The 15,501-nt window shown below is 47.7% G+C and carries 15 protein-coding genes and 1 pseudogene; 1 reads left to right on the top strand and 15 read right to left on the bottom strand.

The features are described from left to right. Window positions 1–16: 16 nt before the first annotated feature. The 3 genes from KFE17_09710 to KFE17_09700 all read right to left on the bottom strand — a co-directional run bounded on the left by KFE17_09710 (window position 17) and on the right by KFE17_09700 (window position 1,777). Window positions 17–1,036, bottom strand: a complete 1,020-nt coding sequence (locus tag KFE17_09710; protein QUO31155.1) for a hypothetical protein — start codon at window positions 1,034–1,036, stop codon at window positions 17–19. 28 nt (window positions 1,037–1,064) lie between these two features. Beyond that, window positions 1,065–1,202 carry a DUF3789 domain-containing protein gene (locus KFE17_09705; GenBank protein QUO31154.1) on the bottom strand — a complete coding sequence of 46 codons (138 nt, stop codon included), beginning with the start codon at window positions 1,200–1,202 and terminating at the stop codon, window positions 1,065–1,067. 65 nt (window positions 1,203–1,267) lie between these two features. Continuing rightward, window positions 1,268–1,777, bottom strand: coding sequence for a DUF1273 family protein (locus KFE17_09700; GenBank protein QUO31153.1), 510 nt, complete (start codon window positions 1,775–1,777; stop codon window positions 1,268–1,270). A gap of 149 nt (window positions 1,778–1,926) precedes the next feature. On the opposite strand from KFE17_09700, the gene KFE17_09695 reads away from it, so the two are divergent. Continuing rightward, a complete protein-coding gene (locus KFE17_09695) occupies window positions 1,927–2,241 on the top strand; it encodes a helix-turn-helix transcriptional regulator (GenBank protein ID QUO31152.1) in 315 nt (104 codons plus the stop codon). A 119-nt stretch (window positions 2,242–2,360) separates the two neighbouring features. Here the strand turns inward: KFE17_09695 and KFE17_09690 are convergent, their stop codons facing one another. The 12 genes and pseudogenes from KFE17_09690 to KFE17_09635 form a co-directional block, all read right to left on the bottom strand. Beyond that, window positions 2,361–2,774 (bottom strand): deoxyuridine 5'-triphosphate nucleotidohydrolase, encoded by a 414-nt coding sequence (locus tag KFE17_09690; GenBank protein QUO31151.1) that lies wholly within the window; start codon window positions 2,772–2,774, stop codon window positions 2,361–2,363. Then, complete coding sequence (locus KFE17_09685; GenBank protein ID QUO33685.1) at window positions 2,771–3,478, bottom strand: FAD-dependent thymidylate synthase; 708 nt, start codon at window positions 3,476–3,478, stop codon at window positions 2,771–2,773. Before KFE17_09685 ends, KFE17_09690 begins: the two co-directional genes overlap by 4 nt. 55 nt (window positions 3,479–3,533) lie before the next feature. After that, the gene (locus tag KFE17_09680) at window positions 3,534–3,851 is read right to left on the bottom strand and encodes a hypothetical protein (protein QUO33686.1); all 318 of its coding nucleotides are present in this window, start codon (window positions 3,849–3,851) and stop codon (window positions 3,534–3,536) included. A gap of 76 nt (window positions 3,852–3,927) precedes the next feature. Then, window positions 3,928–5,241: a putative DNA binding domain-containing protein gene (locus KFE17_09675; protein QUO31150.1), complete on the bottom strand. Its 1,314-nt coding sequence runs from the start codon at window positions 5,239–5,241 to the stop codon at window positions 3,928–3,930. A 241-nt stretch (window positions 5,242–5,482) separates the two neighbouring features. After that, window positions 5,483–5,965 (bottom strand): hypothetical protein, encoded by a 483-nt coding sequence (locus tag KFE17_09670; protein QUO31149.1) that lies wholly within the window; start codon window positions 5,963–5,965, stop codon window positions 5,483–5,485. A 76-nt stretch (window positions 5,966–6,041) separates the two neighbouring features. Then, window positions 6,042–7,010 (bottom strand): DUF4366 domain-containing protein, encoded by a 969-nt coding sequence (locus tag KFE17_09665; protein ID QUO31148.1) that lies wholly within the window; start codon window positions 7,008–7,010, stop codon window positions 6,042–6,044. Further along, a complete protein-coding gene (locus tag KFE17_09660) occupies window positions 7,000–7,245 on the bottom strand; it encodes a DUF4315 family protein (GenBank protein ID QUO31147.1) in 246 nt (81 codons plus the stop codon). Before KFE17_09660 ends, KFE17_09665 begins: the two co-directional genes overlap by 11 nt. A gap of 18 nt (window positions 7,246–7,263) precedes the next feature. Beyond that, window positions 7,264–9,942: a peptidoglycan DD-metalloendopeptidase family protein gene (locus KFE17_09655; GenBank protein ID QUO31146.1), complete on the bottom strand. Its 2,679-nt coding sequence runs from the start codon at window positions 9,940–9,942 to the stop codon at window positions 7,264–7,266. Between the two features lie 33 nt (window positions 9,943–9,975). Beyond that, a pseudogene (locus KFE17_09650) lies at window positions 9,976–10,209 on the bottom strand (conjugal transfer protein TraE). Between the two features lie 161 nt (window positions 10,210–10,370). After that, window positions 10,371–12,254 carry a group II intron reverse transcriptase/maturase gene (gene ltrA / locus KFE17_09645; protein QUO31145.1) on the bottom strand — a complete coding sequence of 628 codons (1,884 nt, stop codon included), beginning with the start codon at window positions 12,252–12,254 and terminating at the stop codon, window positions 10,371–10,373. 732 nt (window positions 12,255–12,986) lie between these two features. Next, window positions 12,987–15,152 carry a DUF87 domain-containing protein gene (locus KFE17_09640; GenBank protein QUO31144.1) on the bottom strand — a complete coding sequence of 722 codons (2,166 nt, stop codon included), beginning with the start codon at window positions 15,150–15,152 and terminating at the stop codon, window positions 12,987–12,989. Next, on the bottom strand, window positions 15,106–15,492 hold the full coding sequence (locus KFE17_09635) for a PrgI family protein (GenBank protein QUO31143.1): 387 nt from the start codon (window positions 15,490–15,492) through the stop codon (window positions 15,106–15,108). The genes KFE17_09640 and KFE17_09635 overlap by 47 nt, the downstream gene beginning before the upstream one ends. Window positions 15,493–15,501: the final 9 nt, after the last annotated feature.

The following is a 15,501-nucleotide window of genomic DNA, read 5'->3' as shown; positions in this document are numbered from 1 at the left end:
TTGTAACCTCCATTTCTTACAAACTTACTTCACTGCGGTTAGGCTGCTTCGGTATTGCGTGATCTGCCTGCTGAAGCTGTGCTTTTTTATCCGAGAGCCGTCCTAAAACGCTTTTTTCCTGTCCACGCTGCAGCAGCTTTGTCTCACGGTCATAATACTGGACCTTATCCGAAAGGCGGTCCTCCGGGGCTACCTGGGTAGCATTGACCTCCCGTACCATAGCTTCCAATTCGGAAAGCTGCATGGAACCATTATCCGGCAAAATCAGCAGCTCATGGATCGATGACGGAAGAACATAAAAATTGGTGCCGAGCAATTCAGCGACTTTTTCCAGAACGCCTTCCTGTGCTGACACAGACGCACCGTTTAATTTTTCCTGATTTGTCAGGATATAAATGGGTACAAAACCTATATCCAGCGGTTCTTCCCGGTTAAAGAGGTTTTCAGGTTTTACAGAGAAGATACTTTCTGCCATGACTTCTTCCATGTCATAAAGGCAGACAGGACTTCTGGCACTTGCTGCCTGCATGGCATCTTTATGAAGCTGTTCTTTTGTGATACCCCACATCTGCATCATGCTTTCGGTAACAGCAACAGAAGCAGTTCCTTCCTCATCTGCCGCAACCTGAATTCTGTAATAAGCCGCCAGCTCCCCGCAGGAAGTATAAGGCTTTCCTTTCAGATATTCCTGATTTGTTTCTGGATCGCACATCTGTACCGCCAACATAGGACGGACTGCCTCATAGTTTTCCAGTATAGAAATGTCCAACGGAACCCGGTTGTAATTTTCCAACTGGATCTGTGCAATCTGTTTCATGGCAGTATCTAAAGGCATCCCACGTTCCACCTGCTCGGCGAGTGCTTCCAAATAGATTGTTGGTGCAGCCCGTTCTCCGGGAGAAAGGATCGTCAGTCCGGTCAGCATCCGGTCGTTGCTTTTTGTTACTTCATTGACGGAAATTACTGCGTTCTGGTATTCCATAGGCAGGTATTCCTTGATATGGCTTTTTACATATTCTACAAAATTCTGATTCAATCGTTGTCCTCCTTTTTGTCCGTCAGATTTATTCGGACAGATTTGCGCTTTGTTTGGTTTTTGAATATTCCGTGTTCTTTTTTGCGACCTGCATAAGACACATCAGCATAACACCGGAAGCCATTCCTCCGGCAAAGGTAAGAAAATGTGAAATCAGGTTCCACATAAGCATTCCTCCTAAAAATGGGTAAAGAAAAACGCCCACTTCAAAGTGGGCGCATCAACAGGTAGCTATTTTATTTTTGGCTTCAAATGGTCCGGCAGGACGATCTCTCCAACCGGGATTTCCCGCAGTTCCTTTTTCATCCGGTGGGTGAAGCGGATCGTCTTTGCCGTACCGCCGGTTTCCCGTCCGTCATAGACAGCGATCACTCGGTCGGAGTGCTCCACCATATAGCGGTTTCTGTGGGAGTAGACGCTTGGGAGATATTTTTCCTGTATGACAACAACATCCGCACAAGCCTCCAGCAGTTCACGGGTTCTTGTTTTCTTATTCAGGCTGTCCAGACGTTTGCGGTAAGGGATCACTGCGATCAGCTCCAGCGCCGGATTAGTCTGCTTTCTTTCCAACACCAGCTCTGCAAAATACTGATCCACGCCATCTGCAAAGCCACTCATAAAACAGGTGAATCCATCTGTAACGGCAGCATCGATCTCATGTTCCAAAGCGGCTTTTATTTTGTTGATCTCATTCTGCGGTAGATCCCTGTATCCGGTAACACAGCAAGTCTTTCCTTTCATCGGTCATCCCTCCATCTGATAGGTAAAATTCTTCACTTTTCATATAGTAATAGATTTCATTTAGCAAGTCAACGATAATACCCCTTTTCCCTTTGCGGATAATAAGGAGGTGTAAGGTACAATCTATTACAGAATGGGAGGTGAAGGTGATGTATGAAGATTTTGTCCCGGAACGATTAGCGAGGCTGCGGACACAAAAAGGAGTTTCCGCACGCGATATGTCTTTATCGTTAGGTCAGGCAAACAACTACATCAATAATATTGAGAATAAAAAGTCACTTCCCGCTATGCAGTCTTTTTTCTACATCTGCGAATATCTGGGTGTGACTCCGCAGGAATTCTTTGATGAAGGAAATACCTACCCGGAAACCTTGAAGGAATTCATTGCAGAGGCAAGACAGCTTGATCCTCAATCCATGCAATATATCCTCGGTATTATGAAAGAACTCAATAGCAGAAAGTAAGCGGTCACGGTAATGGCCGCTTTTTTCGCGACTTTCTTTATTATATTTTATAATGTTCTCGAAATGTCCGCTCCCTATACCGATAAGTATTCAAAAACTGTTCCCCAAACAGCCTTTTTCTATTCGCCGGTACTGCCAAAGCTGCCGGTTCCTCGCTCTGTTCCCAGATCTGTTACAAAATCCGCAATAACGATTGGCGTGATCACAAGCTGCCCGATACGGGCTCCCTTAAAAAGAGACTGCGCCTGATTGCTTACATTGCTGATGATTGCATGGATCTCTCCACGGTAACCGGAATCCACAGGCGGCAGTTCACAGACCAGACCTTTTACCGCCATGCTGGTACGGGGAAAGATATATCCCGCATATCCATCCGGTATTTCCAGTCCAAAACCAAGAGGAATTTTGGCGATTTCTCCGGGCTGTAAGGTACAGTCATAGGGCAGATAAACATCCGCTCCGGCATCATTGCCATGCGGACGGTAAGGACGCTGGTGCTCCGATACGCCAAAGTCGATCAGTTTTATTTTCATCGGCAGCCTCCTTCCCAAAGAGCAGGATAATCTTTTTCTAAAATATCCTCTGGCGTCATATCTGCCTGCAGTTTTCGCCCGCAGGTCATTTTCCCTTCCAGACATCGATCCATCTGACAGAAAGATCCGGTCAGTGACGGGGCAAACAAGGCAGGGCTTAGGTCATAAAGTTCTTTCCAGACCTTTAACAGCACGATCCTTGTTTCATCTGTATTTCTCCGACATACCCGCTGGCTGATGATATGTTTCCACTGATAAGGGGTAGCGCTGATGAGCAGCACATTCCGCAATCCCTGGGGCGTGGCATATCCGGCCGCATCGTGCCCGCTTCCGGCAGTGCACAGGGCTTCATAACATTTCATGCTTTCATGACAGCTTTTTAAGTACAGCTCCTGTACCACAGCCGGAGCCGTCATAATAGAATACGGGACAGCGAAATCCGCTTGTCCCGTATAGTTGCTGTACTGCAGCGATGCACTCATAAATTTTACTTCGTTCTGGTGGCGGGTGATCTGCGCCAGAAAACGCCTGCTGGCGCCGACAATGGCTACCGTGATCACCGCAAATTTCTGAATGGTAGGATGGGGAAGCGCCCCCATAGCTGCTACTGTCTGAACGCTGAATGATTTTTCGTAGAGCTCCATCAGGTCGTTCATTGAGGCAATCTTATGTCCCTGCTGAGTAAGCCTTGCCGCAAAGACCATGTTTTTTTCTGCTTCCGCTACCGCCTGGCAGTTCAAAATTTTTACTTCAATCTGTTTAATTGGTATGTCCCTCCTTTACAATCGCTTTCAGTAAGAACAGATAGTTCAGACTGTCTGTAATCTTTTCATTCCATGTGTCCATCGGGTAAACCGCTTCCTCGTCAAAGCACATATCGTACAGAGAAACAATATGCTTTGCCAGCATACCGGCAAGGGCACGCTGGGGCGTTGTATGCTGTAAAGCTGCCGCTGCCTTAAATGCTCCCAGCCGGTCCGGGTCATCCCCGGTGTATTCTTTGGTTTTTCGCTTCAAGGTATCAGCACAGAGCCGTACCTGTTCGTCAAAAACGGCATTGACTTCATTTTGTGTGATAATGATCACCTCTTTCCTTAAAATGGCATAGAAAAAACGAGGGCTGTATCAAGTCCTCGTTTCTCTCAAATTCTGATTACTCCAAAATACGGTAATGGGTATTTTTTCCTTTGCCTTCCTGCACGATTTGTTTTCTTTCTATCATCCGCCTTAATAGTCGTCCACATGCTGTCTGGCTGATTTCCAGTTCCTTTTCTATATCTTTTCTTGTGAAAGTGCCTTGCCGCTTTGCCAGATTGATTACTGCTTCTTCCGCTAAGTGTTGTTCGGGTTTATTTGCAGTCTGCTTTTCCTGATCGGCATTAACATTCAGATTTGGAAGAATGATCTTAAAAGCATTGTCGGAAATCTCAATCTTAGGCTCCTTTCCGGTTCCCGAATAGGCTTCATTCATCTTCAGTATTCCGGTTCCGTATGCTTCAATCAATTCCAATCGGTAAAAGACATTTGCCAGTTTCATGTTTCGGCATACGGAAATGCCCATCAAAACATCGTTTAATGTCACACCGCTTACAAGTCCTCCAATCGAAGTAAATTCAAGCCGATCTTCGTATAGACTGATAAAAGTGCTTGCCCGGAAAGAATATTCACGATGCACAAGCAGATTCAGAAGTGCTTCTCTGACCGCAGTTTCCGGGTAATCTCTCTGATCGATCCGGTATAACTTTTGAAAAGTGGAATGTGTCTGATTTCGGAAATCAATATAATCATAAACTTCATCCATCTGCTGGAACAAAGAACCGGAAAATTCTTTTCGATCCTTAAACTGATTTTGTGTTGTTCCCTCAAAGGCAGCTACCCTAATTGTGTGCACACACTGATCGGACAACAAAAGTCCAAGATTTGTATAAACTCCGTCATGGGTCATAATTCCCAATGTTTTCATCTGGGCTTCCCCAAATAATACATTTCTTTTGGAAAATTCTTTCTTGGCTGCCTCAAAAGTTAAATTCTGTTCCAGAGACCGCATCTCCTCAAAATGGTCGCCGTCTGTCTCCTTGATCATACGGCGGATTGCAGTATTGGTAGCCGGTACAGACGAATATCCCTGACGAACAAACACACCTTCTGGACGCAATCCTTTTTTTGCAACATAATAAGGCCGTTCTGTTCCCTGCTGAATATTAACAGCAACAATCTGTTTCCCATCTTCATTCAATGTTTCATAATGCAGGAACATTGTAAGATCCGGTTTGATAGCATCCCGGACCATGTTGCTAATCTGCAAGGCAGTTCCATCCGGGTCCTCTACGCCAATTATGGTTCCATCATCCTGAACCCCGATATACAGTTTTCCGCCTTCACAATTTGCAAATGCAATTATTTCCTTCTTTATGTCGTCTACTACGATCGACTTCAATTCCACAGTTTCGCTTTCCTGAAAAATCATCTCATCGCCTCCTGTAAATATTCTAACCATTCTAACCATTCTTGTCAACCGTTGGTTAGAATGGTGGTTAGAAAAATGAAAAGTAGAATAGAAACTGAAAGAACGATGGATTGATACGATCTGTGTTAACTGTCTTTCAAGCTGATTCAAAGGACTTCGGGATATAATCTAACCAAATTTTCTGTTCAGTGGTTAGAAAGAAATAATTTTGTCCCGAATATTGTGTATTATTCGGGACATTTTAAGCACTCGGCAGGTAGATCCAGTCGTGCATCAGGCACACGCTGGGTTCGTCCTCCCTGGGAACCAGACGGTAAGTACATTCTCCATATACCGTGCGTTTGTCCTCGATCTCCATACCATAGGCTTTATAAAAGCGGTATTCCAGATTGGAGATGATACAGCGAAGGGTTTGCAGAGCCTCCCTCTGAGCTGATACGATTAGGTCACGGTCAATGCTGCGTTTCAAAAACAGAAGCGATTTGTAAAGCTGCACCTCTGTACGATAAGGGCGGCAGTCTTTCGTTTCCAGCCATCCGCAAAAAGCTACCGGTCCGCTCTGGATCACACTGCGGTCCGGGTGATAATACTCGTAACAGTCCAGGTTTGCCGTATTCAGAAGATACAGCATTTCCCTGACCTCATTTTCCGGCATATCGTAGAACCGCAAAAGCGAACGGTAAAGATGGACATAGCCGGGAATAGAAATAATGGTGTTTATCATAAAATCCTCCTTGTAAACAGCAGGTGCGAAAGATTCCTCCCGCACCTGCACCAAAAGATAATTTTCAAGGCAATCCTTACTTGCCGTCTTTATCGTCAAAATCGTCCTCGGAAAGATATTCTGGCTCTCCGTATGCTTCTTCCGGGTCAAAACCTTCCCCGTAACCATCATCTTCAAATTCCTCATCATCTTCGGCCTGCTGTTTTGGACGCACGATTTTCACATAATATCCGATACCACTGACTGCAAGCAGAGCTACAATGATAAAGATAATTGCACCGGTACTGCCGTTATCTTTCTTTGGTTTTTCTGGTTCTTCCGTTTTATCTGCTTCCACCGGTTTTTCCTTTCCAGTACATCCTGTCAGCTTGTTTTTGCAGACCGGACAGTTTGTATTGACATTCCCGGCCTCACATTTCTCCGTACAGACACAGGTTTCCTCTTTAGGAATCCCACTCATGCTGCCGTTGTCCTTTTCAGCCAACACCATCAGATCAGATTCCGTGACCCCATTTAGGAAATAGACATTGTTGCTGTCACGCTTTCCGTCAATCACCAGATAAAATATATTTCCTGCATCTGTCGTAATGGTATAAAACTGCTTTTCGCCATCCTTGCCATTGATATTGTCCTGCACCGTTCCGGTGCCTTCAGGGGTAAATGCTCCATCCTGGATTCCAGAGGTATTTTCATCAGAATTCGGTTCTTTGTAATACGGATTATCCAGTTTTACCGGTTCCGAACAATTTCCGGCAAAGTCTCTTGCATATATACTGACCTGCTTTTCCGGCCCCGCATAATCTTTCAGCGGAACAGACGCTTTTCCGTCAGACAGGGAAGCAATCGGTTTCTCATTGACAAATACCGCCTCTACGCCGGAAATATCATCGCTGCTTTCAATGTTTAAGGTGTCACCTTTAAGAGAAGCTGTAAGCGTTGGCGGCGTGGTATCTTCCGCACCTCCGGCATAGGCAGTTATGGGTAAAAAAATGGCACTTACCATCAGCGTAAGTGCCATAACCAAAGAAAGTTTTTTAAGCCTCATGCACATCCTCCTTCTCCTGCGGTAAAACAGTTTCCGAAGGGGCTGCCTGCTGTGATTTCAAAAAATCCGCAAGCTGCTGGGGTGTCAATTTGAAACTGCGCGCCACCGCCACATAATCGGTATTTTCCAGCTCCGTTTTTTGTTCCTCCAGCTTATGGAGCTTTGCCTGCATTTCCGCAATCTTTGTTTTGGTCTTTTCAATTTCCTTTTCCAGTTTTTCAATTTTAGGATTCAATTTATTACCTCCAATCTGTTAAGGCAGACGCCCAAATGTATAAAAGTGCTGCTGCCAGTAGCTTGTATTGATGTTGGCATAAGAGATCGGGTCTCCGCAGTGGATCATCATTCCATTTCCTACATAGATCCCTACATGGCTTGCGCCGCTGGTATTGTAGGTCCCCTGGAAGAAGATCAGGTCGCCCGGTTTTGCATCTGCGCTTGATACCGGCGTACATACACCTAAAAGACCGTCCGCAGTCAGCCTTCCGAAATTCCAGCCGACGCCGCAGTTGTTGATCACCCAGGACACATAGCCGGAACAGTCAAAGGAAGTGGAAGGGCTTGCGCCTCCCCATACATACGGATAGCCAAGATATTTTTCCGCCTCGGCCATCATTGCGGCAAACTGTTCATCCGCAAGGGCTTCCGGTGGAATGTCATAATCAAAGTAGTTTCCTGTGCCGCCTGAACCAACTTCCGGCAGGTGCCGTTCGCTGGTATCGCCGGTATCGGCAAAATACAGGGGATTCAAATACTGACCGTCAACCAGGACCTCTAAATGCAGGTGGGGACCGGTGGAATTTCCGGTATTTCCAACCTTTGCGATCACATCCCCGGCTTTGACCTCCTGCCCGGCAGAAACAAGGATCTGGGAACAGTGCCCGTATTTGGTCGTCAGGGTATGTCCTTCGTATGCCTCGCCTTCAATAGCGACACACAAGCCATAACCGCCGGCATTTCCCGCAAGGGTGACTGTTCCGTCATGCCCGGCAAGGATCTCTGTGCCCTCCGGCATCCCGATGTCCACACCGGTGTGATAGTTCTTTTCCCCGCTGATGGGATGTACCCGGTAGCCGTAGTAGCTGGTCACATAAGGAAGCCAGTTGGTGCCAAAGACATTTTTGACATACTGGCGGTTTCCTTTTGTCTGCAGCAGGATCTCGCAGATCTCTTTCTGGTCTGCGTTCATCCGGGAAACGACCAGGTTTTCCAGAGGTGTGACTGTGAGCTTGACATTTAAGATGCGCCATTCATAAGGCACTTCCTCCTGGGTTTCTTCCCCGGTTTCCGGGTCAACGGAAGTTTCTGTGCGGTAACGGATTTCAGTTTCTTCTGAAAAGGACAGGGTATATTGTTCCTGGAAAAGCTGCCGCAGCACGCTTTCCACTTCATCGTAAGTAAATCCCTGATAAGCAGAAGTCAGATACCCCATCAGCACATACGGGTCATGCTCGATCGCACCCAGGTTATACCGGTATTCGTCATAGCCGGGGCGGTCTGATTCCACCCGGTCTATTTCCATTTGCAGATCTGTTTCCCACTCGGTATAGGTAAGCTCCGCCTGATTGATGTCCTGATCGTCTGCAAGATAGGTAGAAGCAGCCAGACTTCCCAGACCACCGGTTCCGATATTGGAGAATGTAGAAAACAGGGACATGATCAGGAAAATTACCAAAAGGAGGAGCAGGAGGACAAGGCAGATTACAGGGTGCCGTTTGACCGTATGGACAATACCGGCGCTGACCCTCTCTGTTGCGACTGCGGCATTTTTTGCCTGTTTCCCGGCTTCACGGGCAGCCTTGGCATACTGCCTTTTCAGTTTTTGTTTCTGCCACATCCGGGCAATCGCATGTTTTTTTAGCTCCGGGTGGTCGCTAAGAGCCTGCCGGTAAGCAAGTCTTGCGTTTGCCTTTGCTGATTTTTGTTGTAATTTCGCTGCCTTTCGGTAGGGGGCAGTTTTATGCCGGTGATATGCCGTGCGAAGCCCCGCCTCGCCCACAAGTTCAAAGCGGTGGGCTGCCTTGATCCCCACATTTTCATCCTCTGCCTCATAAATCTTTTTATGAGCGTAACCAATAGCAGTATTGGCGCCCGCCTTGACCGGACGCAGGGGTACAGGTCCTTTTACATGGGCCTTTTGGGATTTAACCTCCTTTTCAAATTTTAAGTGTTTTTTGGCTTTTCCGGTCTCCGGGTCGGAAACCGTCTCCATGCGCAGTTTCTTCCGGGCCGGCAGACGATTTTGTGCCTGCTCTGCTTTTTGTGCAGTCCGTTCCGCCTTCCGTCTTGCATGGGTGAGCTTTTTATCCTTTGTCTCCGGCGGCAGTTCATCCGCAGTAAATTCCAGCTTGGATGTTTTCGGCGGTTCGCTATCCACACCCTTTTCCTTTTGTGCTGCCTGTTCCTCCGCCTGTGCCGCTTCCTGAAAACGCTGCTGATATTTGTTCCCATGCTGATGTGTCCGGTAACGATGTTCCTGACCGGATCTGTCTGTGCCGCTCGGTGGGGCTGATCCTTCGGAAGAAGGTGCATATTGTCCGGTATCATGGTCTGTCACATCCTCTGTTACAAGAGAACGCCTGGAAACCTCGTGCCGGAAATTGCTTAGTCCGTTGTCCTGTGTCGGGGACTCTGTTCCGGCAGCATCCGGTATCTCAAAGCGATCCGAAAAAACATCCCCAACGGCTGCATAAGCCTCGCCCTGTTCCAGCAAGGACACCGGTGTTTCCGGTGATAGCTGGGAAAATTCCGTCTGTACAGGGATGTCCTGCCTGTGTGTCTTGCCGTTGACAGAAGAAGGGGTGTCCCGTGCCCTGCGCAGGTCAAAATCCTGTTCGGTCTGCCTGGCTGCCGGTTGATCTTTCCCGTGGGAATCACGCACCGGCATCCGGGTATCTTTGCGCTTCCTTTGAAATTCCCTGTCGTGTGCCATTGTTCTCACCTCCGATCCATTTTAATTTTTGCCTCACGCTTTGGTCCCCGCTACTTCATCCGGTCTTGTGGTAAGCACGCTGTACAAAAGTGTGTCCTTCGGGAAATGGTCCACAAAGGGGATGATCACATTTCCAAAGAACAAAAGTCCCTCGCCGGGACCGGAATGGGTCACATAGGAAAGCTGGTGCGGGGAGATCCCCAACTGCTTTGCCAAAATCTGACGGTCTCCCTGGGCCTGGTTGAGCATATAGATAAAGTCCGAGTTCTATAGTGATAGGTAAGCCTCTGATATCATCTCGGGCTTTTCCCCCACTCCACACCGTGCATGCGACTTTCACCGCACACGGCGTTCCATCGGTTAGTATTTTTCATTGTCTAAACAATCAACCTTTGAATAGAATAAAAACTGTAGTAGTTGAAATAAGATTAAATAGGTTGCATGGAAGCCAACTCACGAAGGTGGTTAACCTTTATAAGCTGTTTGATATCTAGCTGTAGTAAATCCATATATTTGTAAATAGTTTCCGCTTTTGAAGCATGAATGAGTTTATGTACGGAATTCTTTATGAGAATAAGATTCTCATAGGCATCCGTACCGCCTAAATGTCGGGGTAACTTATGATGGCAATGAATTTCCCCAACAGAGGAGAATTCAACACCTGTTATAGCACATTTTCCCCATTGGGCTGAGAAGAGAGATATTCGATTGTCTGCGTATTCCGCACTATTGGAATAGGCTGGTTGACGCATGAGAGCCAACATCATAGGGATGTTGATTCTCAGACAGTTGTGAATACCTTCTCGTCCTTCGGGAGTGTAATAATTCCAGCTCTTCTTACGGAAAAGTGGGTTTTTGTGCTGTGTGTATCCTATTGGATACACGGGCTCATTCGTACCAGCGACATATCGCATCATTTTGGATTTACCAAAACGGGCTTTTTCAAACTCCGTAAGCTCTCGCCCTGTTTTCACAAGACGGTTGCCTGTGCGAGTGCTAAGCCTGTTTGTCAGCAAGGTCATGACTGTGCGGTTTAGGGAAGCACAATCATGATTAACATGTGTGGCGATACAGTAATAATTCTGCATGCCAGTAACCATACTGTTATAGAGTCTGATTTCCCCCTGTTCGCCATATATTTTGCGAGGGTGAACGATTCTCTTTGCCTGTTCTTTAAGCTTCTCCCTTTTGTGCTCGAGATTTTTATCTGCGATATGAGATATAACCACGAGTTTGTTGCCTTTTCTGTGAACTTTCATTTTGAATCCGAGAAAATCAGAGTAATGATTTCTTACATTGACAATCCTCGTTTTCTTTTCAGAAATTTCCAGTTTGAGCCTTTCTTTCAGCCACAGAGTGACTGCACATTTGGTGCGTTCAGCGGAGTCCTTTGTCCTACAAAAGATTCGAAAATCATCTGCATAGCGAACAATGAACATTTCCTTCAGGTTAGATTTCTTAGCCTGTCGAAAGCCGTTTTCAGGTCTAGCATTCCGTTTGCAAATCGGACACCATTGCCATTGACTTTCTACCCAGTGGTCTAATTCGTTAAGCACGATATTAGCCAGAAGTGGCGATATAATACCTCCCTGTGGGGTTCCTTTGTCGGGTGTGATAAAAGTCCCATCTTCCAGTTTGATTGGTGCTTTGAGAATTCGTCTTATGACAAATATCAGTTGCTTGTCATGAATACCCATAGCCCATATCTGTCGTATCAGCTTGGCATGATTCACGTTATCAAAGAACCCTTTTATATCGAATTCAATGACATAGTGAAGATTGGCATGTTGAAGTAGCTGATAACTTCTTGCTATAGCGTTCTCAACCGAATGGTTCGGTCTGAATCCATAGCTGTTTTTGCTGAACTTAGCCTCACAAACAGGTTCCAATACCTGTTTGATACATTGTTGAACAAGTCTATCCCATATACACGGAATCCCTAAGGGTCTCATTTTACTTGGGTCGTATGGTTTTGGTATCTCCTTACGCCTTACAGGTTTTGGGCGATACCCATGTTCACTTCCATTAATAATAAATCTAACTTTTTCAACAACCTCATCGGGGGAACATCTTCCAATGTCCTCGATTGTGAGATTGTCTGTGCCACTTGTTTTACTTCCCGTATTTTTCTTGATATTTCTGTACGCTAGAAGAATGTTTTCCCGTTGAAGAATGACAGACATTAAATCTGTAAAAACTTCTCCGTTCAAACTTGCCTGGTATAGATTATCAATCGTATTCTGCATTCCGTAATACTCATTGTGACGCAGATTATCCTCACAGAGCAGTTGCTTTTTCTTTTTCATGGTCATAAGGCATCACTCTCCTTTCTTGGGAAAGTGTCCCTTTTTGTCATACTCGTAATCCTTATAAGATTGAATGACAACAATTGTTTCTAACCGACTAAAGCCCATTCCTCGAGCCCGCCTTTTTCGTAGGGCTGTCGTAGGTTCGAGCTTCGCTTTTCAGCACAGATTAGGCGGCTTATATGATTCGTCCGCAGATTGCTTATGAGCAACTCTGTACCTTTCCACGTTCCGATAATTCTATCTGTGCATATATCCTTAGGTGTTCGCTATAGTCCTGTCAGCTTGATTGTGCCTGTAACACAATACGGAGTTTCATATTTTCGATTCTTACTACACCGCACTGACCCACAATTAAGTGTCCATACATTTCTATATGGTAAACATCTAGACCCGTACATTCGCGGTTTTCGTCAGTCCGTCGTGGACATTCTCACCATAGATATTTTATAGACTCCCGACGTGTCATCTGCATACAGTACCTCTACCGCACTTTCGACAGCTGTATTTCTACACTGTTTCGGCAGACTTCCGCCGACTTTATCGAGCTCCAGACCCCAACCATTACAGTCGGAGCCGGTCGAAGTATCAGAGAAGGCATTTCAAGGCGTTACCCCATCATTCTACCTTTCGAATTATCAGTTGTTACTTACCTCGTAAGAAGGTAAGTCCGACGATTTTAGCATCGCATGGCCATAAGTCCATGAAGTTTTACCCTCATAGAGCGATGTTTGTGCGTCAACGTGTCGCACCAAAGATGTTCTCAATCTCCGGGCTTGCCAGAAAATCCTTTACGTTCTGCGTTAAAGCACTCGGAACGCACCCTTTTTTTCGCAGCATTTTCCAGATCGCCACACAATAGCTTGCCGTCAGACGGTCACGGAGCAGCACATGAAATTCGTCGAAGTAACACCATGTGGCGATACCGCGGAGGAAATTCATGGACACCTGCGAGTTTACCAAGTCCTGCATAATGAGCATGGCAATCGTCCGAAGCCCGGCCCCCAGCTTTTTTAAGTCAAGGCATACCAGACGGCGGTTTAAGTCCACGTTGGTTTCATGGTTGAACACGTTAAGGGAGCCCGACACATAAATTTCAAGGGCAGTTGCCAGCCGCACCGCCTCGCCCTCCGGCTGGGAACAGAGCAGGTCATATAGCGTTTGGAGGGTCGGCATTTTGCTTGTTTCCGGGTTTTGCAAGTGTTCCCGGTACATCTGGCGTACACAGCGGTCAATGACGGTCCGCTCCACCGGCTGCAAGCCATCCTTGCCGCCGACGATCAGCTCCATCAGCGACAGGATAAAGTCGGCTTTCAGCGCCATCGGGTTTTCCTCGTCAAAGCTCAGGTCAATGTCCATCGGGTTGATGTGGTGGGGGCTGTCCGGGGCGATCTCGATGACCTGTCCGCCCAGCCGCTTGATAAGGGGCGAGTATTCGCCCATCGGGTCCACCACAATGATCCGGTCACGGGTGGCAAGGAACACGTTCACAAGCTCTCGCTTTGCGGCAAAGGATTTGCCGGAGCCCGGCACGCCGAGGAACAGGCCGTTGGGGTTTTTGAGCTTTTTCCGGTTTGCCATGATGACGTTATGGGAAAGTGCGTTGAGCCCGTAATAGACGGCTTCGCCATCCATGCGGAGCTCCTGCGTCATAAAGGGAACGAAAATGGCCGTGGAGCTGGTCGTCATGCCGCGCTTGATCTCAATGCCGTTATGGCCCAGCGGAAGGCTGGAAAGAAAACCGTCCTCCTGCTGGAAGTCCAGCCGCTTCAAGGTGCAGTTGTATTTCTGGACGATACCGGACACCGTGAACAGGTCGTTGTCCAGCTCCCGGCGGGTCGGGGCCATGTTTACCACAAGGAAGGTCAGAAGGAACATTCTTTCATTCCGGCTCTGTAAATCTTCCAGAAGGGTCTTTGCGTCGTTGCTGTACGTTACAAGGTCGGGCGGAAGTATGTCCATGTCGTACCCTGACCGGGCTGCCTTCTTTTGTTCCTCCACCTTCATCTTGTCAATGTCGGAGACTTTGGCCTTGATGGATTTTACGGCGGCAGCCTGATCGACAGTCTGGATATGGAGGGTGATGGTCATTTCCGCATCCATTTCCAAAAGCTCCGCCAGCAGCTTGTCCGAGAGCTCCGAGGCCAAAATCTGCAAGTAGGAGGCAGCGCCCCAAGTCGTCCCCATCCGGAACAGTCGGCTGAAACGAAAATCGAAACTGTCCGGGGCGATAAAGTCTTTGGTGGAAAGCCCGGTTTTGGGGATCATATCCCATGAAAACCGGAAGGGGGAGCCGCTGCCGGGGTGGAGCTGCCCGTGAAGAAGCTCCAGCCGTTCCAGCCCCGAAAGGGAGCGGCACTTGACGCCCAGCTTTTTGAAGTTCCCGCAAATGTCCGCCTCTACACGTTCCAGCCTTGCCCTGGCGGTGGGAAGGTCGTCCACGTTCACGCCGAAGGTCAGGAGCTTTGTGCGGACAATGCCGTTGTTGCTTTTGGCAATCTGGTTTTCCAGCATTTCCACATACTCATACCGGACGCTGTTATAATCATCATCCTGCATGGGGATGTTCACGCTGTACCGGCTGCCCGGGCGGCTTCGGTGGTTGAGGAAGGAAAGCTGGAACGGAAGGCTGCTGTCAAAGTAGTTGAGGCAGGCGCTCCACCCGTCAAAGATGGCCGCCTGATCTTCGGACTGTGCGAGCTGGTAGTTGATGTCCTCGTATTCAATGGTTTTGGTGTAATAGCGGTCCGCTACCCGGCACACCCCGTCCCGGTACATTTCCCGGTAAGGGAGGGTCTGCTGGGCGGTGGTGGGAATGTTCTTTCCTTTCGTGAACAGGCCGGTAAGGCCCTGCTTTTCAGGCTTTCTGCCTGCGGGCTTTCCGGCCCTTCTGCTGTTTCGCAATCGGCTGCGCCTCCTTTCTGGCGCTAAGCAGCGCATAGAAGTTTTCGGTTTTGTAAGGCCGCACACGGGGATAGAGGAACCGGGTGCGGATGATGTTTTTCAGCACTTTTTCCAGCGGCAGACCGTCTCGTTCATACATAGCCAGAAAGAAGAACGGGAGCATGAGGCCGATCATCAGGAACATGGCGGCACTGTTCCCGATACTGCCACGGGAAAACAGGTAAGCCGGGAGGCCCACCGCCGCCGCGCTGGAAAAACAAACAAGCTGGCGCTTCGTTAGGTTGAAGGCCAGCTTTGTCTTGATTTTGGAAAGGTCTTTTGGTACTGGCACATAGGCCATTTTGGTACA

Origin of the sequence: Faecalicatena sp. Marseille-Q4148 (assembly GCA_018228665.1) — a bacterium.
Classification (GTDB): Bacteria; Bacillota; Clostridia; order Lachnospirales; family Lachnospiraceae; genus UBA9414.
This window is presented reverse-complemented; position numbering and strand designations above follow the sequence as displayed.

Excerpts from the sequence above, each read along its gene's own strand:
- KFE17_09690 (QUO31151.1), bottom strand. The coding sequence starts at position 2,774 with ATGAAAATAAAACTGATCGACTTTGGCGTATCGGAGCACCAGCGTCCT.
- KFE17_09635 (QUO31143.1), bottom strand. The coding sequence starts at position 15,492 with ATGGCCTATGTGCCAGTACCAAAAGACCTTTCCAAAATCAAGACAAAG.
- KFE17_09700 (QUO31153.1), bottom strand. The coding sequence starts at position 1,777 with ATGAAAGGAAAGACTTGCTGTGTTACCGGATACAGGGATCTACCGCAG.
- KFE17_09655 (QUO31146.1), bottom strand. The coding sequence starts at position 9,942 with ATGGCACACGACAGGGAATTTCAAAGGAAGCGCAAAGATACCCGGATG.
- KFE17_09675 (QUO31150.1), bottom strand. The coding sequence starts at position 5,241 with ATGATTTTTCAGGAAAGCGAAACTGTGGAATTGAAGTCGATCGTAGTA.
- KFE17_09695 (QUO31152.1), top strand. The coding sequence starts at position 1,927 with ATGTATGAAGATTTTGTCCCGGAACGATTAGCGAGGCTGCGGACACAA.
- KFE17_09670 (QUO31149.1), bottom strand. The coding sequence starts at position 5,965 with ATGATAAACACCATTATTTCTATTCCCGGCTATGTCCATCTTTACCGT.
- KFE17_09685 (QUO33685.1), bottom strand. The coding sequence starts at position 3,478 with ATGGTCTTTGCGGCAAGGCTTACTCAGCAGGGACATAAGATTGCCTCA.
- KFE17_09705 (QUO31154.1), bottom strand. The coding sequence starts at position 1,202 with ATGTGGAACCTGATTTCACATTTTCTTACCTTTGCCGGAGGAATGGCT.
- KFE17_09665 (QUO31148.1), bottom strand. The coding sequence starts at position 7,010 with ATGAGGCTTAAAAAACTTTCTTTGGTTATGGCACTTACGCTGATGGTA.
- ltrA (QUO31145.1), bottom strand. The coding sequence starts at position 12,254 with ATGACCATGAAAAAGAAAAAGCAACTGCTCTGTGAGGATAATCTGCGT.